This is a genomic window from Sorangium sp. So ce295 (assembly GCF_051527405.1).
Lineage (GTDB): Bacteria > Myxococcota_A > Polyangia > Polyangiales > Polyangiaceae > Sorangium > Sorangium cellulosum_B.
In genome coordinates this window covers 287,152-308,516 of the sequence record NZ_CP150324.1, presented here as the reverse complement: position 1 = coordinate 308,516, position 21,365 = coordinate 287,152, and the positions used below count along the sequence as shown (strand labels likewise).

Below are 21,365 nucleotides of genomic sequence, written 5' to 3'. Positions count from 1 at the left end.
GGATTCCGGATTCGGCTACGCCCACGGGCCGTTGAGACGCTCCTGGAGTTGCCCCCCCAAATCCCTCTGTGCCCTCTCCCGCCGCCTTTATCCGGTTGATGAGGGCGAGGTGCGTCGCGGGGTCGATCTGGAGCGCAAGATCGTGGAATCTCGCCGAGGTAGACGAGCACATCGACGCGTTCGGCGTCGCGCTCCGCGATGCCGACGGATGCCGACGCATCGCTTGCGACCGGGGCCCCCACGGAGCCGGAGCTTCAACCGCCATCCGCGCCGAGGCCGAGGCGAGCCAGCCACCCCAAAAGGGTGGCTGGCAGGTTGGCGCAGCGCGTCGGCCACTGACGCGCCCTCTGGCGCACGTTCTCGCCGCAACCGGCGCCACGCTGCGCCGACCTGCCCGGCATGGACGACCTCGACCCTGACGCTCTTGACGACCTTGCGGCTAGAATCGCAGCGTTGGCCGCCCGCCCGGACGAGCGAGTCCGGGATGGCCACATCCTGGAGCTCCACAAGCTTGGGCAAGGCATGGCAGCCGCTCTCCAGGATGAGCCGTACCCGCTTGCGGCGGGGGCTGTCCGCCGAAGCGGGGAGGGCCACGGTTGGCGTTGCGCGGATGATACCCAACGCACCGCCTCCGACAGTGCCGAACGGACGCCGCCTGCTCCCGTAGGCCAGCGGCGCGAAGCGCGCCCAGACCAACACCCTAACAAGGCGAATTTAATTGGGAATCGCCCGAATTTTCAGCTTAGCGTTCCTGGAGATCACAGATTCAGCGGCATGTCAAGAAACATCTTCGATGTTCCTGGCTCGTTCGTCTCGGGTGGCTACAATGTTCTGGCGCACCTAGGACGTTCTATGTCATCTCAAGCCGGCGGAATCGTTGCCGATTTTCCTGTTGGCGGTACAATTGTTCAGTGCTGGAACGGGCGCTGGGATGGTTGGGGCTGGCTGCTCGCGTTGCTCGCCGTGCGGCCCTTGCGGTTGAAGCCGTCCGGTGGATCCGCGTACGCTGGCGGCGTCCTGCCGATGCCGCTCGTGAGACGAAAGAGGCGATAGCCATGGACGCAGCGAGGACGGACATTGTCCTACAGTATGCGCTAGCCGTGGCGTCCGAGGCGGACGACTACTTCGATCGGTGGTTGGGTAAGATCCATCTGCTGAAGTATGTGTACATCGCGGACTTGGCGTATGCCAGCAAGCACGGCGCCACGTTCACCGGTGCCTCGTGGCGTTTCTACCACTACGGGCCATGGGATATGGCGGTGTGTGACCGGATTGAGCCGGTAGTTGCATATTTGGGAGCGCGGGAATTCATAAGGCAAAACAGCAAGTACGATTCCGATTTTGCTGGATGGTGGATAAACAAGGATGAAGCGAAGGAGCTGTTGCGCACTCTAGACAAACAATTGCCGATTGAGGTGACTGTGGAGGTCAAGCGCGCAGTTCGTAGCTTTGGCAACGACACAACTTCCTTGCTCCATCATGTGTACGCCACATCGCCGATGCTTCACGCTGCTCCCGGTCAGACTCTTGACTTCACGATCGCGAAAAATGCACGAAGTCCGGTCTCATCGTCAGCTGACGCAAACACTCGTGAACCAACCGCCAAGGAGTTGAAGCGACGCAAGGCGGATATGCTCAAGCTCAAGGAGAAGCTCCGTGCCGCCACGGCCGCTCCTGGGCCGCGACAGAGAAAGCCTCCGGCTATACAGCCGATATACGACGAAGTCTTCTTTAAGGGTGCGCGCCAGATCGACGAATTGGCCGGTGTCTCTGCTGACGGTCTCAGCGGGGAGGCGGCCCTTTCTGACGAAATTTGGACATCGGAGGCCCGAAGACGTGGGCAGCTACCATGATGACTGCATCCAGTGTCTTTCAGATTCATGGTGGACAAAAGACGCCAGCAATACACTGTGTGTTGGTAGGCTAGTTCGCGCATACATACCGCACGTGGAGCAGGAAGCTCTAGCGATCCGTGTAAATGGGCGCATTACGCCAACCAATCACAACTCTGTCGACATAAGTGTCGCCCCACTGGATGCAAGATCGCCACCACCACCTCCTGCGACTCCGGTAGCCGGGTTCCCTCACTACAAGGGGGAGGTGTACATGGTCCAGCGAGCCAAGCTCAGGCCGGCAATCATCGTGTCTGTCGAGCCAACCGCTGTTCCAGCGACGAAAGGCGGTCCGGCGTGGCAGGTTTTGCCAACAGTATACGTTGCGCCTGCCTATGGCGCTGATCAAGATGGATCGCGCGCTGGGTGGGACAAAGAATTCCTGGACCGGATAAAAATGTGCATGTATCCGCAATACATGCTCGATTGGTTGCCTCTTCCTGGATCGGAGATGTCAGTTGTGCGCTTCGACCAAGTGCAGCCGATTGCCAGAAGTCATAAGTCGATCATTCCGACAGAACACTGCCTTAGTGGCGAGGCTGTAAGGGTAATCCACGAGTGGATAACGTGGATCCACACTGGTGAAATCCCCGTGAATGGGGCCATTGACATTTTTCAATCTGGGATGAAAGAAAGGGCGGAGAGGGAGTCCGCTAGATAGCGAGCGCGCTGGCGTGATTGGAAAGGCCACCATACTCGCCGCGATCCCTCTGTGCGAGCACCGCGCTCGCCCAGCGCCTCGCCGAGTGTGCGCTCTTGCGCGTCGCCTACTTGCGGACGAAGCGCCGCTCGATGGCGTCGCGCGCCTGGCAGGTGCCGCGCGCCTCGCCGACGGCCTCGGTCGGGGTGGGGAGCGCTCAGCGCCGCTGCTTTAGCTTCCGAGCGAGGCGAGCCCGCGCGAGCCGCAGGCGACTGCCCGCCGTGCCGAGCGGGATGCGGAGGATGTGGGCGATCTCGGTGCCACCGTGCCCGAGCGCGGCCAGGACGAGCACTTCGCGGGCCCAGAGCGGCATGGCGGCGATGGCCATGAGCGCCTCGGCTGCGTCGATACGTTCGCCGACGTGCCCGGGGTCAACGCGCTCCTCACCCGTGGCGGTCCATGGGTCGGCGACGGGCACCTCTCGGCGGCGGAACGCGCGCTCGTGGTAGTGCGTGCAGTGGAACCTGCACACCCCGAACAGCCAGCGCTTCAGCGCGTCCAGAGGTTCGCGCACAGGGTCGGGTCTGTAGCGCCCGGCCTGGGAGCTGATCCATGCCCCGAGCATCACGTCCTGGATCACGTCGTCGATGTCGACGGCGGGCACACCGAGGCCACGCAGGACGCTCCCGATGAACGGAGCCTGCTCGGCGATCTCGGCGATGCTCAGGACGCGCGCGGGGCCGGCTTGATGGCCCCATGCGCTCATGGGGCGCCTCGGCCGCAGGCGGGGCACCTACCGGCAACGGCGGGCCTGCCGAGAACCTGATCGAGCGTCACACCAGCGGCCTTCGCGGCGCGGAGGGCCATCGCGTGCGACCCGCCGTTGCCGCTGGCGATCTGCTGGATCGTCCCGGCGCTGACGGCCATCGCCTCGGCCAAACAGCTCCAGCTGCCGTACAGGGCGCGCAAGTTGCGCAGGGCGGCGCGGAGCCGCATGCGCTCGGTGTCGGTGAGACGGAGGACGGGGGAACGGGGGCGGCGTTGGCGCTTGGGCGCACCTTCGCCTTCTTGCTCGCCCGAAGGCGAACGGACTACGGTCAGCATCGTCGGGACCTCGCGCTACGTGTGAGGTGTCGGCCACGCGGCCCGGGGTGGTGGAACACCCGCGGGCCGCACCTACTTCGGGGCCGAAGCTTAGCGACGACGTCCGTGCATCTGGCCAAGCTTGGCCAGAATCACCCAGCCTTAGCCACTACCCGGCGACCGCGGCGCCGGCGACCGCCGAGGCCGCGAGCGCGAGCGCGACGAGCCCGCGCCGGCCCGGCCGCGCGCGCTCGTCGCGTGCGGTCCGCACGACGACGGCCTCGCCCGACGCGGCCCCAGCCCCATGGTCCGGCCGCTGCGCAGGCTCCGCACCGGCCGGCGCGGACGGCGCGCCATCGGGGCGCAGCGACGCCGGGTCGGTCCGGTGCGGCACGGTCGGCTCGAAGCCGATCCCCGCGGGCGTGCCCGCGTGCTCGGCGCCCGGCGCAGGGCCGCCCAGCGCGTTCCCGCTCTCGACCCGCGTCTCGGCCTCTCGCGCCGCGGGCGGCGAGCGCGGCGGGAGGCTCGGCAGCTCGGCCTCGAGCCCCTCGGCGGCGATCAGCGCGCGCCAGAACGCGCCGGCGTCGGGGTACCGGTCGCGCGGAGAGACGCTGAGCGCCCGGGAGAGCACGCGCTCGACAGCGTCCGGCGCCGAGACGCCGCGCGCTCGCAGCGTGGGGCGCAGCGCGGGATCGACGACCACCGAATAGATCTCGACGATCCCCTCCCCCTCCAGCGCCCGAGCGCCTGTCACGAGCTCCACGAAGACGAGCGCGAGCGCGAAGACATCGGTCCATGGCCCCGTCGCGCCCCGCTGCTTGTCGAACTGCTCCGGCGCGCCGTAGCGGGGCGTGAACACCGACGGCCCCTCCGCGGTGCTCGCGAGCGCCGCGGTGCGCGAGCGCTGATCGCCGATGATCTTGGCGATGCCGAAATCGAGGACCTTGAGCGTCCTCGCGCCCCCCGCCTCGGCGAGGAAGAGGTTCTCCGGCTTGACGTCGCGGTGGGCGATGTTCTGCTCGTGCGCCACCGCGAGGGCGCGCACCGCGGGGTCGAGCAGGAGGATCGCCTCGCGGCGGGACAGGGCGCCGCCGCCTCCGGCGCGCAGGCGCTCGAGGTGGCTGGCGAGCGTCTCGCCGTCCAGCCACTCGAGCACGAGTAGGGCACGCGAGCGCCGTCCGGGGCCGTGAAGGCGCCGATGTCGAGCGCCTGGACGATGCCGGGCGAGAGGCGCGAGAGCTGGAGCAGGAGCCGCCCCTCGTCGCGCAGCCGTCGAACGAAATCCTGCTGCGCCTCGGGCGAGAGCTCGTCGGGCAGCTTGAGGCACTTGATCGCGACGGGCGCGTCGAACCCCTCGTGCACGCCGCGGTAGACGACGCCGAACCCGCCTGCGCCGACGGCGGAGAGGACACGGTATTTGCCGTCGATCGTGGTCCCGCAGAGCCGAAATATGTCGCGCTGGGCGCCGGACATCGGCGGAAGTATACGCCATCTCCGGAGGACAGACTCAGGGCGACTCGGCGTTCGCCATGGCGGCCCGGAGCCGGCCGCAGGCCTCCACGAACCCGGTCGCGAGGATCTGGTCCAGGTGCCAGAAGTTCCTCTGCCGCTCGTGCTCGTAGAACCGGGCGATCGTCACCAGGAGCAGGTCGACGCACAGCGCCGGGTCGCGCCAGGCGAGCTCCGTCCGCGGCCCGCTCCGCGACCCGCTCCGTGGCCCGCCCGCGCACGACGCCGCGAGCGTCCGCTCGAGCACCGCGGCGACCTGCGCGAGCTGGAGCACCATCCGGCGGCACGCGCTCGCGCGGATCCCTCCGCCCCTGGCAGCCACCGGCCGCAGCGTGTCGTCGAACGCCGTCGCGAACTCGCGCCACAAGAGCGCGCCCGCCTGATCCACCGCCTCCTTGAGCCCCGCAGCCGGAACGCGCGGCGAGAGCGCGTCGACGAGGCGGGCGCGCGCCCCCTCGTCCTCGGCCAGCGCGCGGTACGGCTTCGACCAGCGGGCGACCTGGCGGCGAACGTCACCCACCGTCAGATCGAGCTTGAGCCCCGTGATGGGGAGGAGCGACGCGTCCGGCAGCTTCAGGGAGGGCCTGTGCCACGCGTACTTGCTCTCCATGAAATCGGCGAGCATCTCGGCGATACCGTTGCTCGCGGCCACCTGGAGTCGCGCCCTGATGTCGGCCTCGGCGAAGCGGAGCAGCGCCGCCTCGTCGAGCTCGGTGCGGCCCCCGCGCTCGACGAAGGCCGCGGCGATGCCGGGGCCGACCGCGCCGGGAAACACGGTGTCGAGCGCGAGGGGCTCCTCGATCCGCGGCAGCACCGCGTACTCCCACTCGAACTCGGCCAGCGCCTCCTGCCACGCATGGCCCCAGGCGTCATGAACCACGTAGTCCTCGACCTCCGGCGTCCGGAGGACCATCACCATGGTGGCGAGGGTCTGTGTGACGACCTCCGTCGGGACCGAGGCCGCGTCCGCGAGGGAGCGCGCGAGCGCCGGATCGATGGCCGCGCGGTCGAAGTAGCCGAACGCGGGAAAACGCGCCGTCGCCGCGGTGTTCGTGTCGTCGCATCGCGCGATGAAGGCGGAGATGGCGCGCCGCTCGTCCTCGGGGCGCTCGTCCCAGCCGGGCACCTCGAGCCGCGGCGCCTCGCCGGAGCCCGCCGCCCCGGGCGAGCCGGTCGCCGGCGCCGACGCGCGGATGCACAGGAAGATCGCGGTCGACGTCATGAGCAGATCCACGTCGCCCGGGCGCCACGGCAACGGGCCGTAGATCGCGCTCATGAGCTCGGCGCACGCGGCGGGCGACGCGCCCCCCTTCGCGGCGAGCTGCGAGGCGATCGCCTTCGTGATCGCGTGCTTCACCGCGAGGTTGGAGGTCATATGATCCATCGCGGCCTCGACCTGCGCGAGCTCCGCCTCGTCCCACCCGAGCGCCTCTCGCAGCGCCCGCCGGACGCGCGGGATCCCCTCGCTGCCCGCCGGCAGATCGAGCGGGAAATCGAGGAGCGGGCGCGACGCGACCGTATCGATGAGCGGCGCGGAGCTGCTGCCGGCGAACCGGAGCCAGAGCAGCACCGCCTCGGTGAACCAGGCCCGGAACGACGCGCTCGCCGCGTGGAACTCGTCCGGGGTCGGCTCGCTCAGGGCGTCGATGCCGCGCATCAGCCGCTCGCGAAGATCGCGCCCCCTCGCCTCCCGCTCCTCGCGGCTGCCCTTCGCCGCGTCTTGCAGCTCCTCGATGTCGGCGAGCAGATCGAGCGTGGGTCCCCACGCGGCCGGGAGCGTCGGCTCGAAGAGGGCTGCCGCGGACAGGATGGGCGCCGCGGGCTGAGACCCGGTGTTCTTCTGGTCCATTGCCTTTCCTCGTGAAGGGGAGCGATCTCCCATCGCATCACAAGCGCATGGCCTGAGCAAGGTCAGCGGATTCCAGGGGAGCCGGGTGTCATGCAAGGTAGGCGCCGCGCCGCCGCCAAGGGTCGCGGCGGCGATTGCCATCCAGCCATCCAGCCATCCAGCCATCCAGCCATCCAGCCATCCAGCCATCCGTTGCCTTGCCCGCTCGATCGGATCGCGCTGGTGGCTTTGCGGGGCGCTCTTCGGCACTGCTGCGAGAGGTCGCCCCGGTTCAGCAGAAGAATCACCATGCAGCCAGCCGGGGTTCCGCGCGAGGTGGGGTTCCGCGCGAAGCGCTTCCTCCGGTGATCAGGGATGCCGGACACGATTCCGCCCGGCGCGAGCGCTTGACGGGGTGAGAGCTGTGGGTTCTAGTGGCTGGCCAGCCGTCCGTTCGAGGTTGGGCAGATGTCCACGGTATCCTTCAACTCACCGAAAACACTGAGGAAATACCATGCCAAGCTGCAAAGTATACGGCACCAAACCTGGGACTGGCCCTGGCCAGCTCGCTGCGCAGGCTGCGCTCAATTCGATCAATGGGCTCAATCCTACCTGGGGCGTGACCCTCAACTACAATCAAGGGCTTACCGAAGCGACGTACGTCACCAACGCCGCCGGCGTCGGGACTGCTGCGCTAGAAACAGCCGTCCAGAACGAATTCGTGGCAACTGGGTACGACGTCATCGCTTGGTGAGCGGTGAGTTGCCGGGGGAGCGGCGAGACGCCCGCAGCCACCGCGATGGCGCCGCCCCCACGGAGCAGGGTGGCGTCGGCTCTGCCGCTTGACAGACCGCGCGGCGGAGCACGACGCCCACCGCTCCCGCCTCGGGTAGCCACGATGGCGGTCTTCCTCGGGACGCGGCTCGCCTGAGCAGAGCGACAGGCGCGCTCTCTCCCTCGACGCCGCAGCGTCCGTCTCCTCGGGCATCTCCGCCCCGAGGCGTCCGCCATGAACGCTGGCGTTTGTTCCGCGACCGCTCTAGCTTCGCGCGCCGCCGGTCCGCTCCGGGATCGCCGGCGCACGAACCGAGGAATAACACCATGCGCGTCTACATCATCGGCGCGGGCCCGGGCGACCCCGGGCTCATCACGGTGCGCGGCGCCGAGCTCGTCGCTCGCTGCCCTGTCGTCATGTACACGGGCTCGCTCGTCCCCCGGGAGATCGTGGCGTCCGCGCGGCCGGACGCCCGGGTCATCGACTCCTCCGGCATGACCCTCGACCAGATCGTGGAGGTCCTCGTCGAGGCCAGGGACGCAGGGCACGACGTGGCGCGCGTCCACACGGGCGATCCCGTCCTCTTCGGGTCGACGGCCGAGCAGATGCGCCGGATGGATGCGCTCGGGATCCCGTACGAGATCATCCCCGGCGTCTCGTCCTTCACCGCGGCCGCCGCGGCGCTCGGGCGCGAGCTCACGCTGCCCGAGCTCTCGCAGACCGTCATCCTGACGCGCGCCGAGGGGCGCACGCCGGTGCCGCCCGCCGAGCGGCTCGAGGAGCTCGCCCGCCACCAGGCGACCCTGTGCCTGTTCCTGAGCATCACCCTGCTCAAGGACGTGACCGCGGCGCTCATCCCGGCCTACGGCGCGGATTGCCCGGTCGCGGTGGTGCACAAGGCGAGCTGCCCCGATCAGAAGATCGTGAGAGGCACGCTCGCCGACATCCGGGACAAGGTGCGGGCCGAGGGGATCAAGAGCCAGTCGATGATCCTGGTCGGCCGGGTGCTCACGTCCACGGATTTCGCCGACTCGCGGCTCTATGATCCGGATTTCAGCCACCGCTTCCGCAAGGCCGAGAAGAAGCTCCTCGTCCCTGGCAAGACCGAGGAGGGCTCGTGAGCGCGGAGGAGAGCGCCGGCACGGGCGCGGCGGCCGCAGGTCGAAAGGGGCTCGTCATCGTCTATACGGGCCACGGCAAGGGCAAGACGACGGCCGCGCTCGGCATGGTGTTCCGCGCGCTCGGCCGGGGCATGCGCGTCGCTGTCGTGCAGTTCATCAAGGGGAAGTGGAAGACGGGAGAGCGGCTGTTCGCCGAGACGCTCCCCAACCTGACGTTCCTCGTCATGGGGCGCGGCTTCACCTGGGAGAGCGACGATCTCTCGCGCGACAAGGCGGCGGCGCGCGCGGCCTTCCAGGAGGCCGCGGCGCTCATCGCGGGCGGCGAGCAGGACATCGTGGTGCTCGACGAGATCACGTATGCGCTCCATTACGGCTTCATCGCCGAGGACGAGCTGCTCGCGGCGCTGCGCGCGAGGCCCGCGCACGTGCACGTCGTGATCACCGGCAGGAACGCGCCCGACGCGCTCCTCGCGCTCGCCGATCTGGTGACGGAGATGAGATCGGTGAAGCACCCGTTCGAGCAGGGGCAAAAGGCCCAGATCGGAGTCGATTTCTGATGTCCCGGGCCATCCCCCGGCTCGTCGTCGCCGGCACGGCGAGCGGCGTCGGCAAGACGACCGCCACGGTGGCGATCGCGCGCGCGCTCCGCGCCCGCGGCCTCCAGGTCGCGCTGTTCAAGTGCGGCCCCGACTACCTGGATCCGACGTACCACGCCCGCGCCGTGGCCGGCACATCGCACAACCTCGACGGCTGGATGATGGGCCGGGAAGCGGTCCTGTCGACGTTCGCGGCGGAGACCGCCGGCGCCGACGTCGCGCTGATCGAGGGGGTGATGGGGCTGTTCGACGGGGCGAGCCCGACCGGGGAGGAGGGCTCGACCGCCGAGATCGCGAAATGGCTCGAGGCGCCGGTCGCGCTCGTGATCGACGCGTCCGGGATGGCCCGCAGCGTCGCGGCGCTCGTCCAGGGCTTCGCGGGCTTCGATCCGGCGCTGCGCATCGCCGCGGTCGTGTGCAACCAGGTCGGCAGCCGCGGCCACCTCGACATCCTCCGACAGGCGCAGGCGCAGGTGAACCGGTCGCTGCCCGTCCTCGGCGGCCTGCCGCGGGACGAGGCGCAGCGCTTCCCCGAGCGCCACCTCGGCCTGCGCACGGCCGACGAGGCCGCGCTCCCCGAGGAGCGCCTCGACCACTGGGGCGCGCAGGCCGAGGCGTGGATCGGGCTCGACGCGCTGCTCGAGATCGCGCGCGCCGCGCCGCCCTTGCCGGCGGCCGGCGCGGCCAGCGCGGCCGCGACGCCCGGCGCTGCGACCGCCGGCGCGCAGCGCGGCCGGGCGCGGATCGGCCTGGCGTTCGACGAGGCCTTCCACTTCTACTACGCGGACAACCTGCGCCGCCTCGAGGCCGCCGGGGCCGAGCTCGTGCGGTTCTCGCCGATCGGCGACGCGCGCTTGCCCGACGTCGACGCGCTCTACCTCGGGGGCGGCTACCCCGAGGTGCACGCGGAGCGCCTCGCCGCGAACGCCGCGCTCCGCGGCGAGATCCGCGCGTTCGCCGGCCGTGGGGGCCCGATCTACGCCGAGTGCGGCGGGCTCATGTACCTGACCGAGGCGATCCGCACGCTGGACGGGCGCGCGCACCCCATGGTCGGGCTCGTGCCCGCCGAGGCCGCGATGTGCGAGAAGCTGCAGGCGCTCGGGTACGTGGAGGTCGAGACGCAGGCGCGCACGATCCTGGGCGGCGCGGGGCTCCGCTTCCGCGGGCACCAGTTCCGCTACTCCGAGCTCCGCCCGTCGCAGCGCGCTGTGCCGGTCGAGCCGTCCGCAGCGCCAGCGCCGGCCGAGCAGCCGCCGTCGCCGTCCGCACAGGCGCCCTTGCCGATCGAGCACGCCTACTCCGTGCGACGCCGGCGCGGCGGGCAGGTCAGCCGCGAGGGGTACCGGACAGCGAGCGTCCTCGCCTCGTATGTGCACGCGCACTGGGCCTCGAACCCGCTCGTCCCCGAGGGGCTCGTCGCGAGCGCCGCCGCGCACCGGAAGGAGCGCGCGCGATGAGCGGCCCGGGCACGGCGCCGCGCCGGGTCGCGCTCATCGGCGGCGGCGTGCGCTCCGGCAAGAGCGCGTTCGCGCTCTCCCTCGCGCGCTCGCTCGGCGAGCGCCGCGCCTTCATCGCGACCGCCGAGCCGTTCGACGACGAGATGCGGGCGCGCATCGACGCGCACGTCCGCGAGCGAGGCGGCGCGTTCCTCACCGTCGAGGAGCCGATCGCGCTCCCCGAGCGCATCGCCTCGCTCTCCGGCGTCGACGTCGTCGTCGTCGACTGCCTCACGCTCTGGCTCTCGAACCTGCTGCTCCGCGACGAGACCGAGGGCCGCGCGCTCGGGCCCATCGAGGAGCGCATCGAGGCGCTCGCCGCCGCGGTCGAGTCGGCGGCGCCGCACGTCGTCCTCGTCTCGAACGAGGTCGGCATGGGCGTGGTCCCGGAGAGCCGGCTCGGCCGGGCGTTCCGCGACCTCGCGGGGCGCGCGCACCAGCGGCTCGGCCGCTCGGCCAGCGAGCTCTACGTGGCCGTGATGGGCGCGATCCTGCGCCTGCGCCCCGGCCCGGTCGCGCTCGTCGGCGGCGGCGAGGACGCGCGATGACGGCCGCCGCCGCGCTGCTCGTCGCTGTCGCGTTCGACCTCGCCTGCGGCGAGCCCCCTTCCGCCGTCCACCCCGTCGTGTGGATGGGCTCCGCCATCCAGGCCCTGAAGCGCGCCGCGCCCACGGGCGGCCGCGTTGCGGAGCTCCTCTTCGGCGCGCTCATGGCCCTCGCCGTCCCCTGCCTCTTCGCGGCGCTGGGCGCCGGCGTCGCGGCGCTGCTCGCCCCGCACCCCGTGCTCGCGCTCGCTTTGTCAGGTCTCTTGCTGAAGCCCACCTTCGCGCTCCGCGCGCTCCGCGACGCGGCCTTCGGCGTGCGCGACGCCCTCGCGGCGGGCGACGTCACCGGGGCCCGCGGCGCGCTGCGGAGCCTCTGCAGCCGCGACCCGTCGGAGCTCGACGAGCCCGCGCTGGTCGCCGCGTCGGTCGAGTCGGTCGCGGAGAACGCGTCGGACAGCTTCGTCGCGCCGCTCTTCTATTTCGCGCTCTTCGGGCTCCCGGGCGCGCTCTTCTACCGCGCGGTGAACACGCTCGACGCGATGATCGGCTACCACGGCCGCTACGAGTACCTCGGCAAGGCCTCGGCGCGGCTCGACGACGCGCTGAACTTCGTGCCGGCGCGGCTCACCGCGCTCCTCCTGCTCGCCGCCGGGTGGCTCCGCGGCGCCGACGCGCGCCGCGGCCTCGCCGTGCTCCTGCGCGACGGCGGCCTCACCGAGAGCCCGAACGCCGGCCGGCCCATGGCGGCGATGGCCGGGCTGCTCCGGGTCGAGCTCGAGAAGCGCGGCCACTACCGCCTCGGCGACCCCGTGGAGCCGCTCCGGCGGGGGCTCATCGACGAGGCCTGCCGGATCGTGCAGCTCGCGGCGCTGCTCTTCGCCGGGCTCGCGGCGGCCCTCCTGGCGGCGGCTTCCTTTGGACAGGAGCTCTTCCGATGACGGCGCTCACGGTGATGGTCCAGGGCACGGCGTCCTCGGTCGGCAAGAGCCTGCTCTGCGCGGCGCTCTGCCGCATCTTCCAGCGGCGGGGCCTCCGGGTCGCGCCGTTCAAGTCGCAGAACATGGCGCTGAACTCGTTCGCGACCCTGGACGGCGGCGAGATCGGGAGGGCGCAGGCGGTGCAGGCCGAGGCGGCGCGCGTCGCGCCGACGGTCGACATGAACCCGGTGCTGCTCAAGCCCGAGGGCGACTCCCGCTCCCAGGTGATCGTGCTCGGCAAGCCGATCGGCAGCCTGCACGCGCGCGACTACTTCGCGTACCGGGGAGAGCTGAAGGACATCATCGCCCGCTCGCTCGGGCGGCTGCGCGAGGCGCACGACGTCGTGGTGATCGAGGGGGCGGGCAGCCCCGCGGAGATCAACCTGAAGGACCGCGACATCGTGAACATGCACGTCGCGCGCGTCGCCGACGCGCCGGTGCTGCTCGCCGGCGACATCGACCGAGGCGGCGTGTTCGCGGCGCTGGTCGGGACGATGGCGCTGCTCGAGCCCGACGAGCGCGCGCGCGTGGCCGCGTTCGTGATCAACAAGTTCCGCGGCGACCTCAAGCTGCTGGAGCCGGGGCTCGACATGCTGACGGCGCGGACGGGCGTCCCGGTGCTCGGCGTGGTGCCTTACCTGAAGCAGCTGCGCATCGCGGACGAGGACTCGGTGTCGCTGGAGGGCCGTCGGCGCCGGGCGCCGGCGGGCCCGGGGCAGCTCGACATCGCGGTGGTCCGGCTGCCGCGGATATCGAATTACGACGACGTGGAGCCGCTGGAGCACGAGCCCGGCGTGGTGGTGCGGTTCATCGAGCGGCCGGACGAGATCGGCGATGCGGACCTCGTGCTGCTCCCCGGGACGAAGAGCACCATGGCCGATCTCGCGTGGCTGCGCGCGAGCGGCCTCGCGGAGGCGGTCGCGGCGCGCGCCCGGCAGGGCGGCTGGACGCTCGGGATCTGCGGCGGCTGCCAGATGCTCGGCGGGGCGATCGAGGATCCGGAAGGCGTCGAGTCGGCCGAGCCGGCGGCGCGGGGCCTCGGGCTGCTCGATGTGTGGACGCGGTTCGAGCGGACCAAGACGGTCGCGCAGGTGCGGGCGCGGCTCGCGGGCGGCTCGTTCCTCGGGGCGGCGGGCGCTGGAGAGGCCGAGGGCGAGGGCGCGGGAGAGCTGACCGGCTACGAGATCCACATGGGCCGCGTGGAGCGGGTGGGCGGCGCGGCCGCGGCGTTCGCGATCGGGTCGCGGGGCGGCAAGGCCGAGCGGGCGCTCGACGGGGCCGTCTCGGCGGACGGCGCCGTGGTGGGCACGATGATCCACGGGATCCTCGACAACGACGGGCTCAGGCGGTCGCTCCTCGCGGCGCTGCGCGAGCGACGGGGGCTCCCCAGGGCCTCGGGGGAGCCGGCGATACCGAGCCGGCACGAGGAGTACGACCGGCTCGCCACGGCGGTCGAGGCGAGCCTCGACCGGGCGCTGCTCGACCGCATCGTGGGGCTCGACCGGCGCTGAGCGGCGCCCCGACGACCGGGCTCGCCGCGGCTCACTCCTTCGTGAACCTCATGTAGTGCTGGATGGGCCCCGAGGCGTCCGCTCCCGCCGGTACCGGGAAGCCTCTCGTGAGCGAGGATCCCTGCGCGCAGAACGGGCTCTCTTCGGGCTCCCGGCGCTCGGGCTCGACGGTCAAGATGGAGCCGGAGACCGACCAGGTGCCCATCGACGGCGTCGTGAGCCGCCCCAGGACAAACGTACACGCGCAGTCGGCGCCCGCCTGAGCGCACTCCGCCGAGGTGAAGGGCGACTCCTTCCCAGAGGCGGCCCGCTGCATTTCCGCGCTGAGCTGCGCGCACGAGATCGGCATGTCCTCGGCCGCGAGGCACGCCGCAGGGTACACCACCTTGATCGGCCCTTGCTGCGTGATGGTCGTGGCATAGGAGTGATCGGCCCGGAATTCGGCGCGTCCGCTCACCACCAGGCCGCTGATGTCGATCTCCGCGTCACACCCCTCGTCGAGGTCCTCGAACATCGAGGGATCCAGGCACGCCTCATCCATCGTCCACGTTCCTGTCGGATCGCCGCCGCACGCCGCGACCAGCCCGCAGGAGGGGCCTTCTTCCTTGCTGTTTCGCTCGTCGTCGACGCTGCCGCCGCACGCGGACAGCGCCAGCAGGGTCGCCACGATCACCGCCGAGAACACGCCAGAAGCGGATTTCATCCCATCCTCCATCCGCAAGAATTCGCTATTGGAAGTAAATTCCACGCCAGCAGGGCCACACATCCGTTCATTCCGCGCCTGCACTGGAATGCATGAGCTGTATCAAAATTCTTCCTTCTCGCCGCCGTCGTTTCGCCCCATCGTGCTCCGCGAGCATGAACACGACACGGGCGATCCACGGCCGCTGGGCGCGGCGCTCTTCCCTCGAGATCGCGGCGCTGGTCGCCGTCCTCGCGAGCTGCGGGGACCGGCCGCAACAGCCGGGCGGACCTACCAGCGACGGCGGGCCCGCCGTCGCCGCGGCGGCGCCGCCCGACGCGGCGGCGTCATCCCCCGCGCCGGCGCCGACCGCCTCCTCCTTCGCCGCCGCGTCCGCGCACCCGGCCGTCCCGACCGCGGTGCCGAGCGCGTCGAGCGACGTGGTCGCGGGCGCGTCGCAGCGGTACGAGTCCGGGCCCTCGGTGATCGCGTCGGACAGCATCGACGGCGCCGCCCTCAGGAAGCGGCACGTCGAGCGCATCAAGGCCGACGACTCGCCCGTCACCGTGCTCCGCGGCCAGGGTCCCCTGGAGCTCGGCAAGCGCATCTGCGAGGCGGTGGTGCCGAGGCGCCCCGCGGCGACTCCCGTGCTCCTCAAGCCCAACATCTGCGGGTTCGACAGCGTGAAGGACCCTGCGAAGTCGAAGGGCGACGACGGCGTGACCGGCCGGATCACCCAGCCGGAGTTCGTTCGAGGCGTCGTCCAGTGCCTCAAGGCGCGCGGACACACGAAGATCACGATCGCCGAGGGCTGCGGCCACTCGCACAAGTTCTGGAAGGACATCGCGCAGCGCACCGGCTATGAGGCGATGGCCGCCGAGGAGGGCGCCGCGCTCGTCGCGATGGACGACGACGGGGTCTACGACGTCGCCGGCGACAGGCCCGGAAAGCCCCTCGCCATCCGCGGCATCCAGGCGACCCACGTCCCGACGCTGCTCATGCCGAAGGTGCTGGCCGAGCACCTCGACCACGGGCTCTTCCTGTCGCTCCCCCGGCTCAAGATGCACCGGTACTCGGTCATCTCCGTCGGTATCAAGGGCATGCAGGGCACGGTCATGCTGTCGGACAGCGCGCCTGCCTACAAGCAGAAGTGGAGGATGCACAGGGAGCTCAAGGCGTACCTGGACACGAAGTCCGCCGGCCAGGAGGACAGAGCTCTTTACTTATCGTCGCTCCGCGTCTTCGCCGAGCGCATGGTCGACGTGCTCGAGGTATCCGCGCCGGACGCGGTGCTCGGCGACGGCGCGCCGGCGATGGGCGGAGACGGCTTCCAGGTCCTCCACCCCACGGCGGAGATGGTGGCCGTCGGCGGCACGAACCCGGTGCGGGTCGACCGCGTGGCGGCGGAGCTCCTCGGCGTGTGGAACAGCCCCGCGCTCGCGCGCGAGCTCGGCGGCCACCGGACCTCGCCGCTCATCGACGCCGCGGCGAAGCGCTTCGGGCTGGATCTCAAGGCGACGGCGATCACGGGAGACGGGGCAGATCTCCTGAAGAGCCCGAGGCCCGTGCATTACAAGGCGATGGCGCCCTTCCGGCTCGACTGGGAGCCCGGACAGGCGCCCTTGCCCGGCGGGCCCGCGAAGGGGCTCGATCCCGCGCCGCCGGCCTCGCAGAAGGCGCCCAACGGGAAGCAGGGCGAAGGGCCGGGCGGAGGCCCCGCGAAGCCGGAGGCGCACGCCTCGCCGCTTCCGCCGGGAGAGCAGGTCGTGCTCGACGGGAAGGCCGACGACGCGGCGTGGGGCCGCGCGAAGGCCGTGCAGTGGGACACCGACTATGCCGGCAAGCCCGCCGGGTTCCCCACGCGGGCGCGCTTCCTCTGGTCGAAGCAAGGGCTCCACGCGCTCTTCGAGCTCTCGAACGCGGGGCTCAACACGGATCGCTCGAAGCCCGTCGGCACGGAGCGAAAGGGGCTTTACAAAGAGGATTGCATCGAGCTCTTCCTGACGCCGGCCCCGGGCTCGCCGAGGCGGTATTTCGAGGTGGAGATCGGGCCGTTCGGCCATTTCTTCGATATCGCGATCGACCGCGACGCGCGCCTGGAAGACACGGCGTGGTCGAGCGACGCGACGATCGCGACGAGCCAGGACGCGCAGGCGCGCACGGCCGTCATCGAGGCGCTGCTGGCGGCGCCGGGGATCGTGGGCGCGCTCGCCCCGAGCGCGCGGCTGCCCATGAACCTGTACCGGATGGAGGGCAAGGACCCACGGCATTACCTCGCGTGGAGCCCGCCCCGCACGAGCAAGCCGAACTTCCATGTCCCGGAGGCGTTTGGCGTGCTCGTGATCGATCCGTGAGGTGAGCGCGCAGGCGCCCCGCCGCGGCCGGGAGCAGGCGGGGTGACCGGGAGCTTGCGGCCCGCGCCAGGTGCGCCATCGTCCCTCGCGCATGCCGATCATCACGGGAATCGTCCCCTCGCCCGACAAGCCCGGCCACGTCGTCATCCTGGTGGATGGGGTCCCCTTCGCCACGGTGCCCGAGCAGGCCGCCGCCGGCCTGACCCCCGGCCAGGACAGCCCCGGGGCCGCGGCGGAGCCGCCCCGGAAGAGCGCCGCGGGCGAGCAGAAGACCTACGAGCGGGCGCTGCGGCTCCTGTCGTTCCGGGCGCGATCGGCCAGGGAGCTGGAGAAGCGCCTGATCGAGAAGGGCGAGCCCAGGGAGCACGTGACGACCGCGATCGAGCGCCTCACCTCGAGCGGGCTGCTCGACGACGCGCGCTTCGCGGAGGCCAAGGCGCGCTCCGGCATCGTGGGCAAGCCCCGGTCGCGCCGCAGGATCGAGCAGGACCTCGCCCGCAAAGGCGTCTCGCGCGACGTGGCGGACGCGGCCATACGGCAGGTCATGACCGAGGAGGGAACGGACGAGTCCGCCGTGGCCGAGCGGGCGGCGCGCAAGAAGCTCCGCTCGCTCTCGGGGCTCGCTCCTGCGGAGCAACGGCAGAAGCTCTATGCTTTCCTCGCGCGCCAGGGCTATTCGCCCGACGTGGCGCGCCGGGCGCTGCGCGCGGTGCTCGACGCGCCGCCGTGAGCGGCGCCGGCGCGCCGGCCCCTCCGCGGTGTACGGGCTCCCCCGAGTAGCCCGAAACACCCTGTTTTCTGCCCTTCTCCCACCACCTACAGCACGCTACAAAGCGTCCATGTCGCTCGAACTGGATGGCCTGCCGCCGGCTCGCGCGGACGCTCGCGCGGTCCTCGCCGGCGGAGGGGAGATGGGCGCGCGCATGCGCGCGATCGACTGGTCGAAGACGCCGCTCGGGCCGGTCTCGTCGTGGCCGCAGAGCCTCAAGACGTGCGTGCGCATCGTCCTGACGTCGCGCCAGCCGATGTTCGTCTGGTGGGGCGACTCGCTCATCAATCTGTACAACGACGCCTACAAGTCGATCGTCGGCGGCAAGCACCCCGAGGCGCTCGGGCAGCCCGCGTCCGTCGTGTGGCGCGAGATCTGGGGCCAAGTCGGGCCGCGCGCCGCGTCCGCGATGCGCCGCGACGAGGGCACCTACGACGAGGCGCTCCTCCTCATCATGGAGCGGAACGGCTACCAGGAGGAGACGTATTACACGTTTTCCTACAGCCCTGTGCCGAACGATCAGGGCGGCACGGGCGGAATCCTCTGCGCCAATACCGAGGATACGCGGCGGATCATCGGAGAGCGGCAGCTCGCGCTCCTCCGCGACCTCACGGCGCGGACAGCGCACGGGCGCTCGTGGGAAGACGTGTGCGCGCGCAGCGCGAGCTCGCTCGCGACCAACGCGAAGGATCTCCCGTTCGCGCTCCTCTACGTCGTCGACCCGGACCGGCGGCGCGTGCAGCTCGCCGGCAGCATGGGGTTCGAGCGGGGGCACCCCGCGGCCCCCGAGACGATCGCGCTCACGGACGCGTCGCCGTGGCCGCTCGCCGCGGTGCTGCGAGAGCACGAGTCCTGCCGCGTCGTCGAGATACCGGCTCACCTCCGCGATCTCCCGACCGGCGCATGGCAAAGGCCGCCGACGCGAGCGGCCGCGCTCGCGATCTCCCCTTCGGGCGAGACGGGGCGCGCCGGGGTCCTGATCGTCGGGCTGAATCCATTCCGCCTCTTCGACGACGATTACCGCGGCTTCCTCCACCTCGTCGCCGGCCAGATCTCCGCCAGCATCGCCAACGCGCAGGCGTACGAGGAGGAGAAGCGGCGGGCGGAGGCCCTCGCCGAGCTCGATCGCGCGAAGACCACGTTCTTCAGCAACGTGAGCCACGAGTTCCGCACGCCCCTCACGCTGATGCTCGGGCCGCTCGAGGACGCCCTCGCGTCGGCGGAGCGGAGCCTGTCGGGCGCGGCTCTCGAGACCGCGCACCGCAACGCGGGCCGGCTCCTCAAGCTGGTCAACGCGCTGCTCGACTTCTCGCGCATCGAGGCGGGCCGGATCCAGGCGTCGTATGAGCCGACCGATCTCTCCGCGCTCACCGCGGATCTCGCGAGCGCCTTCCGCTCGGCGATGGAGCGCGCGGGGCTCGCCTTCGAGGTCGATTGCCCGCCGCTGCCCGAGCCCGTCTACGTCGATCACGACATGTGGGAGAAGATCGTGCTCAATCTCCTCTCGAACGCGCTCAAGTTCACGTTCGAGGGGACGGTCTCGATCTCGCTCCGCGCGCACGGCGATCGCGCCGACCTCACCGTGCGGGACACCGGGACGGGCATCCCGGATCGCGAGCTCTCGCACCTGTTCAAGCGGTTCCATCGGGTCCAGGGCGCGCGATCCCGCACGCACGAGGGCTCCGGGATCGGGCTCGCGCTCGTCCACGAGCTCGTCCGCCTCCACGGCGGGACCATCCACGTCACGAGCGAGCTCTCCGTGGGGACGTCGTTCACGGTCTCCCTGCCTCGCGGGGCCGGGCACCTGCCGAAGGACCGCGTGAACGCCGCGCGGACGCTGGCGTCGACGACGACGGGCGCAGCGCCTTATGTGCAGGAGGCGCTCCGCTGGCTGCCCCGCGCGGAGAGCGACTCGCCCCCCGGCGCAGAGGGTGACTCACCCGCCGGCGCAGAGGGTGACTCGCCCCCCGGCGCAGAGGGTGACTCGCCCCCCGGCGCAGAGGGTGATGACGCCGTCGAGCACCTCTCCCCGGCGGCGTGGACGTCGTCCGACGGCGCCGCGATCCAGGCCGGGCCGGCGGGGCGCGTCCTGCTCGCGGACGACAACGCCGATATGCGCGAGTACGTCGGGCGGGTGCTGCGCGAGCGCTGGACGGTCGAGGCCGTCGCCGACGGGGCCGAGGCGCTCGCGTCGGCGCGCCGCAGCCCGCCCGATCTCGTGCTCACCGACGTGATGATGCCGAACCTCGACGGCTTCGGCCTGCTCCGCGCGCTGCGCGCGGACGAGCGCACGAGGGGTGTCCCGGTCGTCATGCTCTCCGCGCGCGCCGGGGAGGAGTCGCGCGTCGAGGGGCTCGAGGCGGGCGCGGACGACTACCTCCCCAAGCCGTTCTCCGCGCGCGAGCTCGTCGCCCGCGTCGCCACGCACCTCCAGCTCGCCCGATTGCGGGCAGCGGCCGAGCGCGAGCGCGAGAAGCTGCACGATCTCTTCATGCAGGCGCCGGTCCCCATCGCGGTGTTCGCCGGCCCCGAGCACCGCTTCGAGGTCGCGAACCCGCCGTACTGCGAGATGGTCGGCCGGCGGGACCTCGTCGGGAAGAGCGTGCGCGAGGTGTTCCCGGAGCTCGTCGAGCACGAGGCGATCGCGATGCTGGACCGCGCGCGGAAAGCCGGCCAGCCGCTGCGCATGACCGAGCTGAGCATCCCCGTCCAGCGCGGCGACGCGGTGCACGAGGCCGTCTTCAACTACGTCGCTCAGCCCATCCGCGACCCCTCCGGCGCCGTCTCGGGCGTCATGGTCGTCGGCTTCGAGATCACCGATCAGGTGCTCGCGCGGCGCCGCATCGAGCAGCTGAGCCAGCACCGAGAGGAGCTCATCGCAGCGCTCGCGAAGACGAACCAGGAGCTCGACCAGTTCGCTTATGTCGCCTCGCACGACCTCAAGGCGCCCCTCCGGGGGATCGCGAACCTGTCCGAGTGGATCGAGGAGTCGCTGGCGGGGAAGCTGGACGGCGAGACGCAGGAGTACATCCACCTCCTGCGCGGGCGCGTGCGCCGCCTCGAGGCGCTCATCGACGGGATCCTCCATTACTCGCGGGCAGGGCGCCTGCGCGGCGACGTGGTCAGCGTCGACACCGGCCATCTGCTCGCGGAGATCGTCGAGCTGCTCTCGCCGCCCGCGGGCGCCCGGGTCGACATCGCGCCAGGGATGCCGACGATCGCCGCGGAGCGCGTCCCGATGCAGCAGGTGTTCCAGAACCTCATCAGCAACGCCCTGAAGCACGCGCGCCGCAGCGACGCGCGCGTCGAGGTGACGTGTGAGGACGCCGGCGCCTACGTCGAGTTCGCCGTGAGCGACAACGGGCCCGGCATCGCGCCCGAGTACCACGAGCGCATCTGGGATCTCTTTCATACGCTCGAGTCGCGCGACAAGGTGGAAGGCACCGGGATAGGGCTCTCCGTCGTGAAGAAGATCGTGCAGAGCCGCGGAGGGAGCGTGTCCGTCTCGTCGCGCCCCGGCGCAGGAGCCACCTTCATCGTGCGCTGGCCCAAGCGGGTGAAGGACGAGGCCTGACAGATCCGGCGCG

General features: G+C 71.0%; 16 protein-coding genes. 11 read left to right on the top strand and 5 right to left on the bottom strand.

Annotation, left to right across the window (positions count from 1 at the left end):
- Positions 1-1,055 precede the first annotated feature (1,055 nt).
- The gene (locus WMF11_RS01200) at positions 1,056-1,853 is read left to right on the top strand and encodes a hypothetical protein (protein WP_437976135.1); all 798 of its coding nucleotides are present in this window, start codon (positions 1,056-1,058) and stop codon (positions 1,851-1,853) included.
- 896 nt (positions 1,854-2,749) lie between these two features.
- Here WMF11_RS01200 and WMF11_RS01195 read toward each other — a convergent pair.
- The 4 genes from WMF11_RS01195 to WMF11_RS01180 all read right to left on the bottom strand — a co-directional run bounded on the left by WMF11_RS01195 (position 2,750) and on the right by WMF11_RS01180 (position 6,973).
- Entirely contained in the window at positions 2,750-3,298 is a 549-nt protein-coding gene (locus tag WMF11_RS01195) for an RNA polymerase sigma factor (RefSeq protein ID WP_437976134.1), read from the bottom strand.
- Entirely contained in the window at positions 3,295-3,636 is a 342-nt protein-coding gene (locus tag WMF11_RS01190) for a transcriptional regulator (protein ID WP_437976133.1), read from the bottom strand. Before WMF11_RS01190 ends, WMF11_RS01195 begins: the two co-directional genes overlap by 4 nt.
- 148 nt (positions 3,637-3,784) lie before the next feature.
- Positions 3,785-5,107 (bottom strand): protein kinase domain-containing protein, encoded by a 1,323-nt coding sequence (locus tag WMF11_RS01185; RefSeq protein WP_437976132.1) that lies wholly within the window; start codon positions 5,105-5,107, stop codon positions 3,785-3,787.
- A gap of 15 nt (positions 5,108-5,122) precedes the next feature.
- Entirely contained in the window at positions 5,123-6,973 is a 1,851-nt protein-coding gene (locus tag WMF11_RS01180) for a hypothetical protein (protein WP_437976131.1), read from the bottom strand.
- Between the two features lie 493 nt (positions 6,974-7,466).
- On the opposite strand from WMF11_RS01180, the gene WMF11_RS01175 reads away from it, so the two are divergent.
- From WMF11_RS01175 to WMF11_RS01145, 7 genes are all read left to right on the top strand, one after another.
- Positions 7,467-7,706, top strand: a complete 240-nt coding sequence (locus WMF11_RS01175) for a hypothetical protein (RefSeq protein WP_437906576.1) — start codon at positions 7,467-7,469, stop codon at positions 7,704-7,706.
- Between the two features lie 347 nt (positions 7,707-8,053).
- Complete coding sequence (gene cobM, locus WMF11_RS01170) at positions 8,054-8,848, top strand: precorrin-4 C(11)-methyltransferase (protein ID WP_437976130.1); 795 nt, start codon at positions 8,054-8,056, stop codon at positions 8,846-8,848.
- The gene (cobO, locus tag WMF11_RS01165; protein WP_437906573.1) at positions 8,845-9,405 is read left to right on the top strand and encodes a cob(I)yrinic acid a,c-diamide adenosyltransferase; all 561 of its coding nucleotides are present in this window, start codon (positions 8,845-8,847) and stop codon (positions 9,403-9,405) included. Before cobM ends, cobO begins: the two co-directional genes overlap by 4 nt.
- Complete coding sequence (locus tag WMF11_RS01160; protein ID WP_437906571.1) at positions 9,405-10,901, top strand: cobyrinate a,c-diamide synthase; 1,497 nt, start codon at positions 9,405-9,407, stop codon at positions 10,899-10,901. The genes cobO and WMF11_RS01160 overlap by 1 nt, the downstream gene beginning before the upstream one ends.
- Positions 10,898-11,488, top strand: a complete 591-nt coding sequence (gene cobU / locus WMF11_RS01155) for a bifunctional adenosylcobinamide kinase/adenosylcobinamide-phosphate guanylyltransferase (protein WP_437548783.1) — start codon at positions 10,898-10,900, stop codon at positions 11,486-11,488. Before WMF11_RS01160 ends, cobU begins: the two co-directional genes overlap by 4 nt.
- Positions 11,485-12,423: an adenosylcobinamide-phosphate synthase CbiB gene (cbiB, locus tag WMF11_RS01150; RefSeq protein ID WP_437548782.1), complete on the top strand. Its 939-nt coding sequence runs from the start codon at positions 11,485-11,487 to the stop codon at positions 12,421-12,423. Before cobU ends, cbiB begins: the two co-directional genes overlap by 4 nt.
- Complete coding sequence (locus WMF11_RS01145; RefSeq protein ID WP_437976129.1) at positions 12,420-13,973, top strand: cobyric acid synthase; 1,554 nt, start codon at positions 12,420-12,422, stop codon at positions 13,971-13,973. The genes cbiB and WMF11_RS01145 overlap by 4 nt, the downstream gene beginning before the upstream one ends.
- Before the next feature lie 31 nt (positions 13,974-14,004).
- On the opposite strand, the gene WMF11_RS01140 is transcribed toward WMF11_RS01145, so the two are convergent.
- On the bottom strand, positions 14,005-14,676 hold the full coding sequence (locus tag WMF11_RS01140) for a hypothetical protein (RefSeq protein ID WP_437976128.1): 672 nt from the start codon (positions 14,674-14,676) through the stop codon (positions 14,005-14,007).
- Positions 14,677-14,831: 155 nt separating this feature from the next.
- Between WMF11_RS01140 and WMF11_RS01135 the strand changes: the two genes are divergently transcribed.
- The 3 genes from WMF11_RS01135 to WMF11_RS01125 all read left to right on the top strand — a co-directional run bounded on the left by WMF11_RS01135 (position 14,832) and on the right by WMF11_RS01125 (position 21,352).
- Positions 14,832-17,009 (top strand): DUF362 domain-containing protein, encoded by a 2,178-nt coding sequence (locus WMF11_RS01135; RefSeq protein ID WP_437976127.1) that lies wholly within the window; start codon positions 14,832-14,834, stop codon positions 17,007-17,009.
- 91 nt (positions 17,010-17,100) lie between these two features.
- Positions 17,101-17,739, top strand: coding sequence for a regulatory protein RecX (locus tag WMF11_RS01130; protein ID WP_437976126.1), 639 nt, complete (start codon positions 17,101-17,103; stop codon positions 17,737-17,739).
- A 109-nt stretch (positions 17,740-17,848) separates the two neighbouring features.
- The gene (locus tag WMF11_RS01125) at positions 17,849-21,352 is read left to right on the top strand and encodes an ATP-binding protein (RefSeq protein ID WP_437976125.1); all 3,504 of its coding nucleotides are present in this window, start codon (positions 17,849-17,851) and stop codon (positions 21,350-21,352) included.
- Positions 21,353-21,365 lie beyond the last annotated feature (13 nt).

Excerpts from the sequence above, each read along its gene's own strand:
- WMF11_RS01200 (WP_437976135.1), top strand. The coding sequence starts at position 1,056 with ATGGACGCAGCGAGGACGGACATTGTCCTACAGTATGCGCTAGCCGTG.
- WMF11_RS01195 (WP_437976134.1), bottom strand. The coding sequence starts at position 3,298 with ATGAGCGCATGGGGCCATCAAGCCGGCCCCGCGCGCGTCCTGAGCATC.
- WMF11_RS01190 (WP_437976133.1), bottom strand. The coding sequence starts at position 3,636 with ATGCTGACCGTAGTCCGTTCGCCTTCGGGCGAGCAAGAAGGCGAAGGT.
- WMF11_RS01185 (WP_437976132.1), bottom strand. The coding sequence starts at position 5,107 with ATGGCGTATACTTCCGCCGATGTCCGGCGCCCAGCGCGACATATTTCG.
- WMF11_RS01180 (WP_437976131.1), bottom strand. The coding sequence starts at position 6,973 with ATGGACCAGAAGAACACCGGGTCTCAGCCCGCGGCGCCCATCCTGTCC.
- WMF11_RS01175 (WP_437906576.1), top strand. The coding sequence starts at position 7,467 with ATGCCAAGCTGCAAAGTATACGGCACCAAACCTGGGACTGGCCCTGGC.
- cobM (WP_437976130.1), top strand. The coding sequence starts at position 8,054 with ATGCGCGTCTACATCATCGGCGCGGGCCCGGGCGACCCCGGGCTCATC.
- WMF11_RS01160 (WP_437906571.1), top strand. The coding sequence starts at position 9,405 with ATGTCCCGGGCCATCCCCCGGCTCGTCGTCGCCGGCACGGCGAGCGGC.
- cobU (WP_437548783.1), top strand. The coding sequence starts at position 10,898 with ATGAGCGGCCCGGGCACGGCGCCGCGCCGGGTCGCGCTCATCGGCGGC.
- cbiB (WP_437548782.1), top strand. The coding sequence starts at position 11,485 with ATGACGGCCGCCGCCGCGCTGCTCGTCGCTGTCGCGTTCGACCTCGCC.
- WMF11_RS01145 (WP_437976129.1), top strand. The coding sequence starts at position 12,420 with ATGACGGCGCTCACGGTGATGGTCCAGGGCACGGCGTCCTCGGTCGGC.
- WMF11_RS01140 (WP_437976128.1), bottom strand. The coding sequence starts at position 14,676 with ATGAAATCCGCTTCTGGCGTGTTCTCGGCGGTGATCGTGGCGACCCTG.
- WMF11_RS01135 (WP_437976127.1), top strand. The coding sequence starts at position 14,832 with ATGAACACGACACGGGCGATCCACGGCCGCTGGGCGCGGCGCTCTTCC.
- WMF11_RS01130 (WP_437976126.1), top strand. The coding sequence starts at position 17,101 with ATGCCGATCATCACGGGAATCGTCCCCTCGCCCGACAAGCCCGGCCAC.
- WMF11_RS01125 (WP_437976125.1), top strand. The coding sequence starts at position 17,849 with ATGTCGCTCGAACTGGATGGCCTGCCGCCGGCTCGCGCGGACGCTCGC.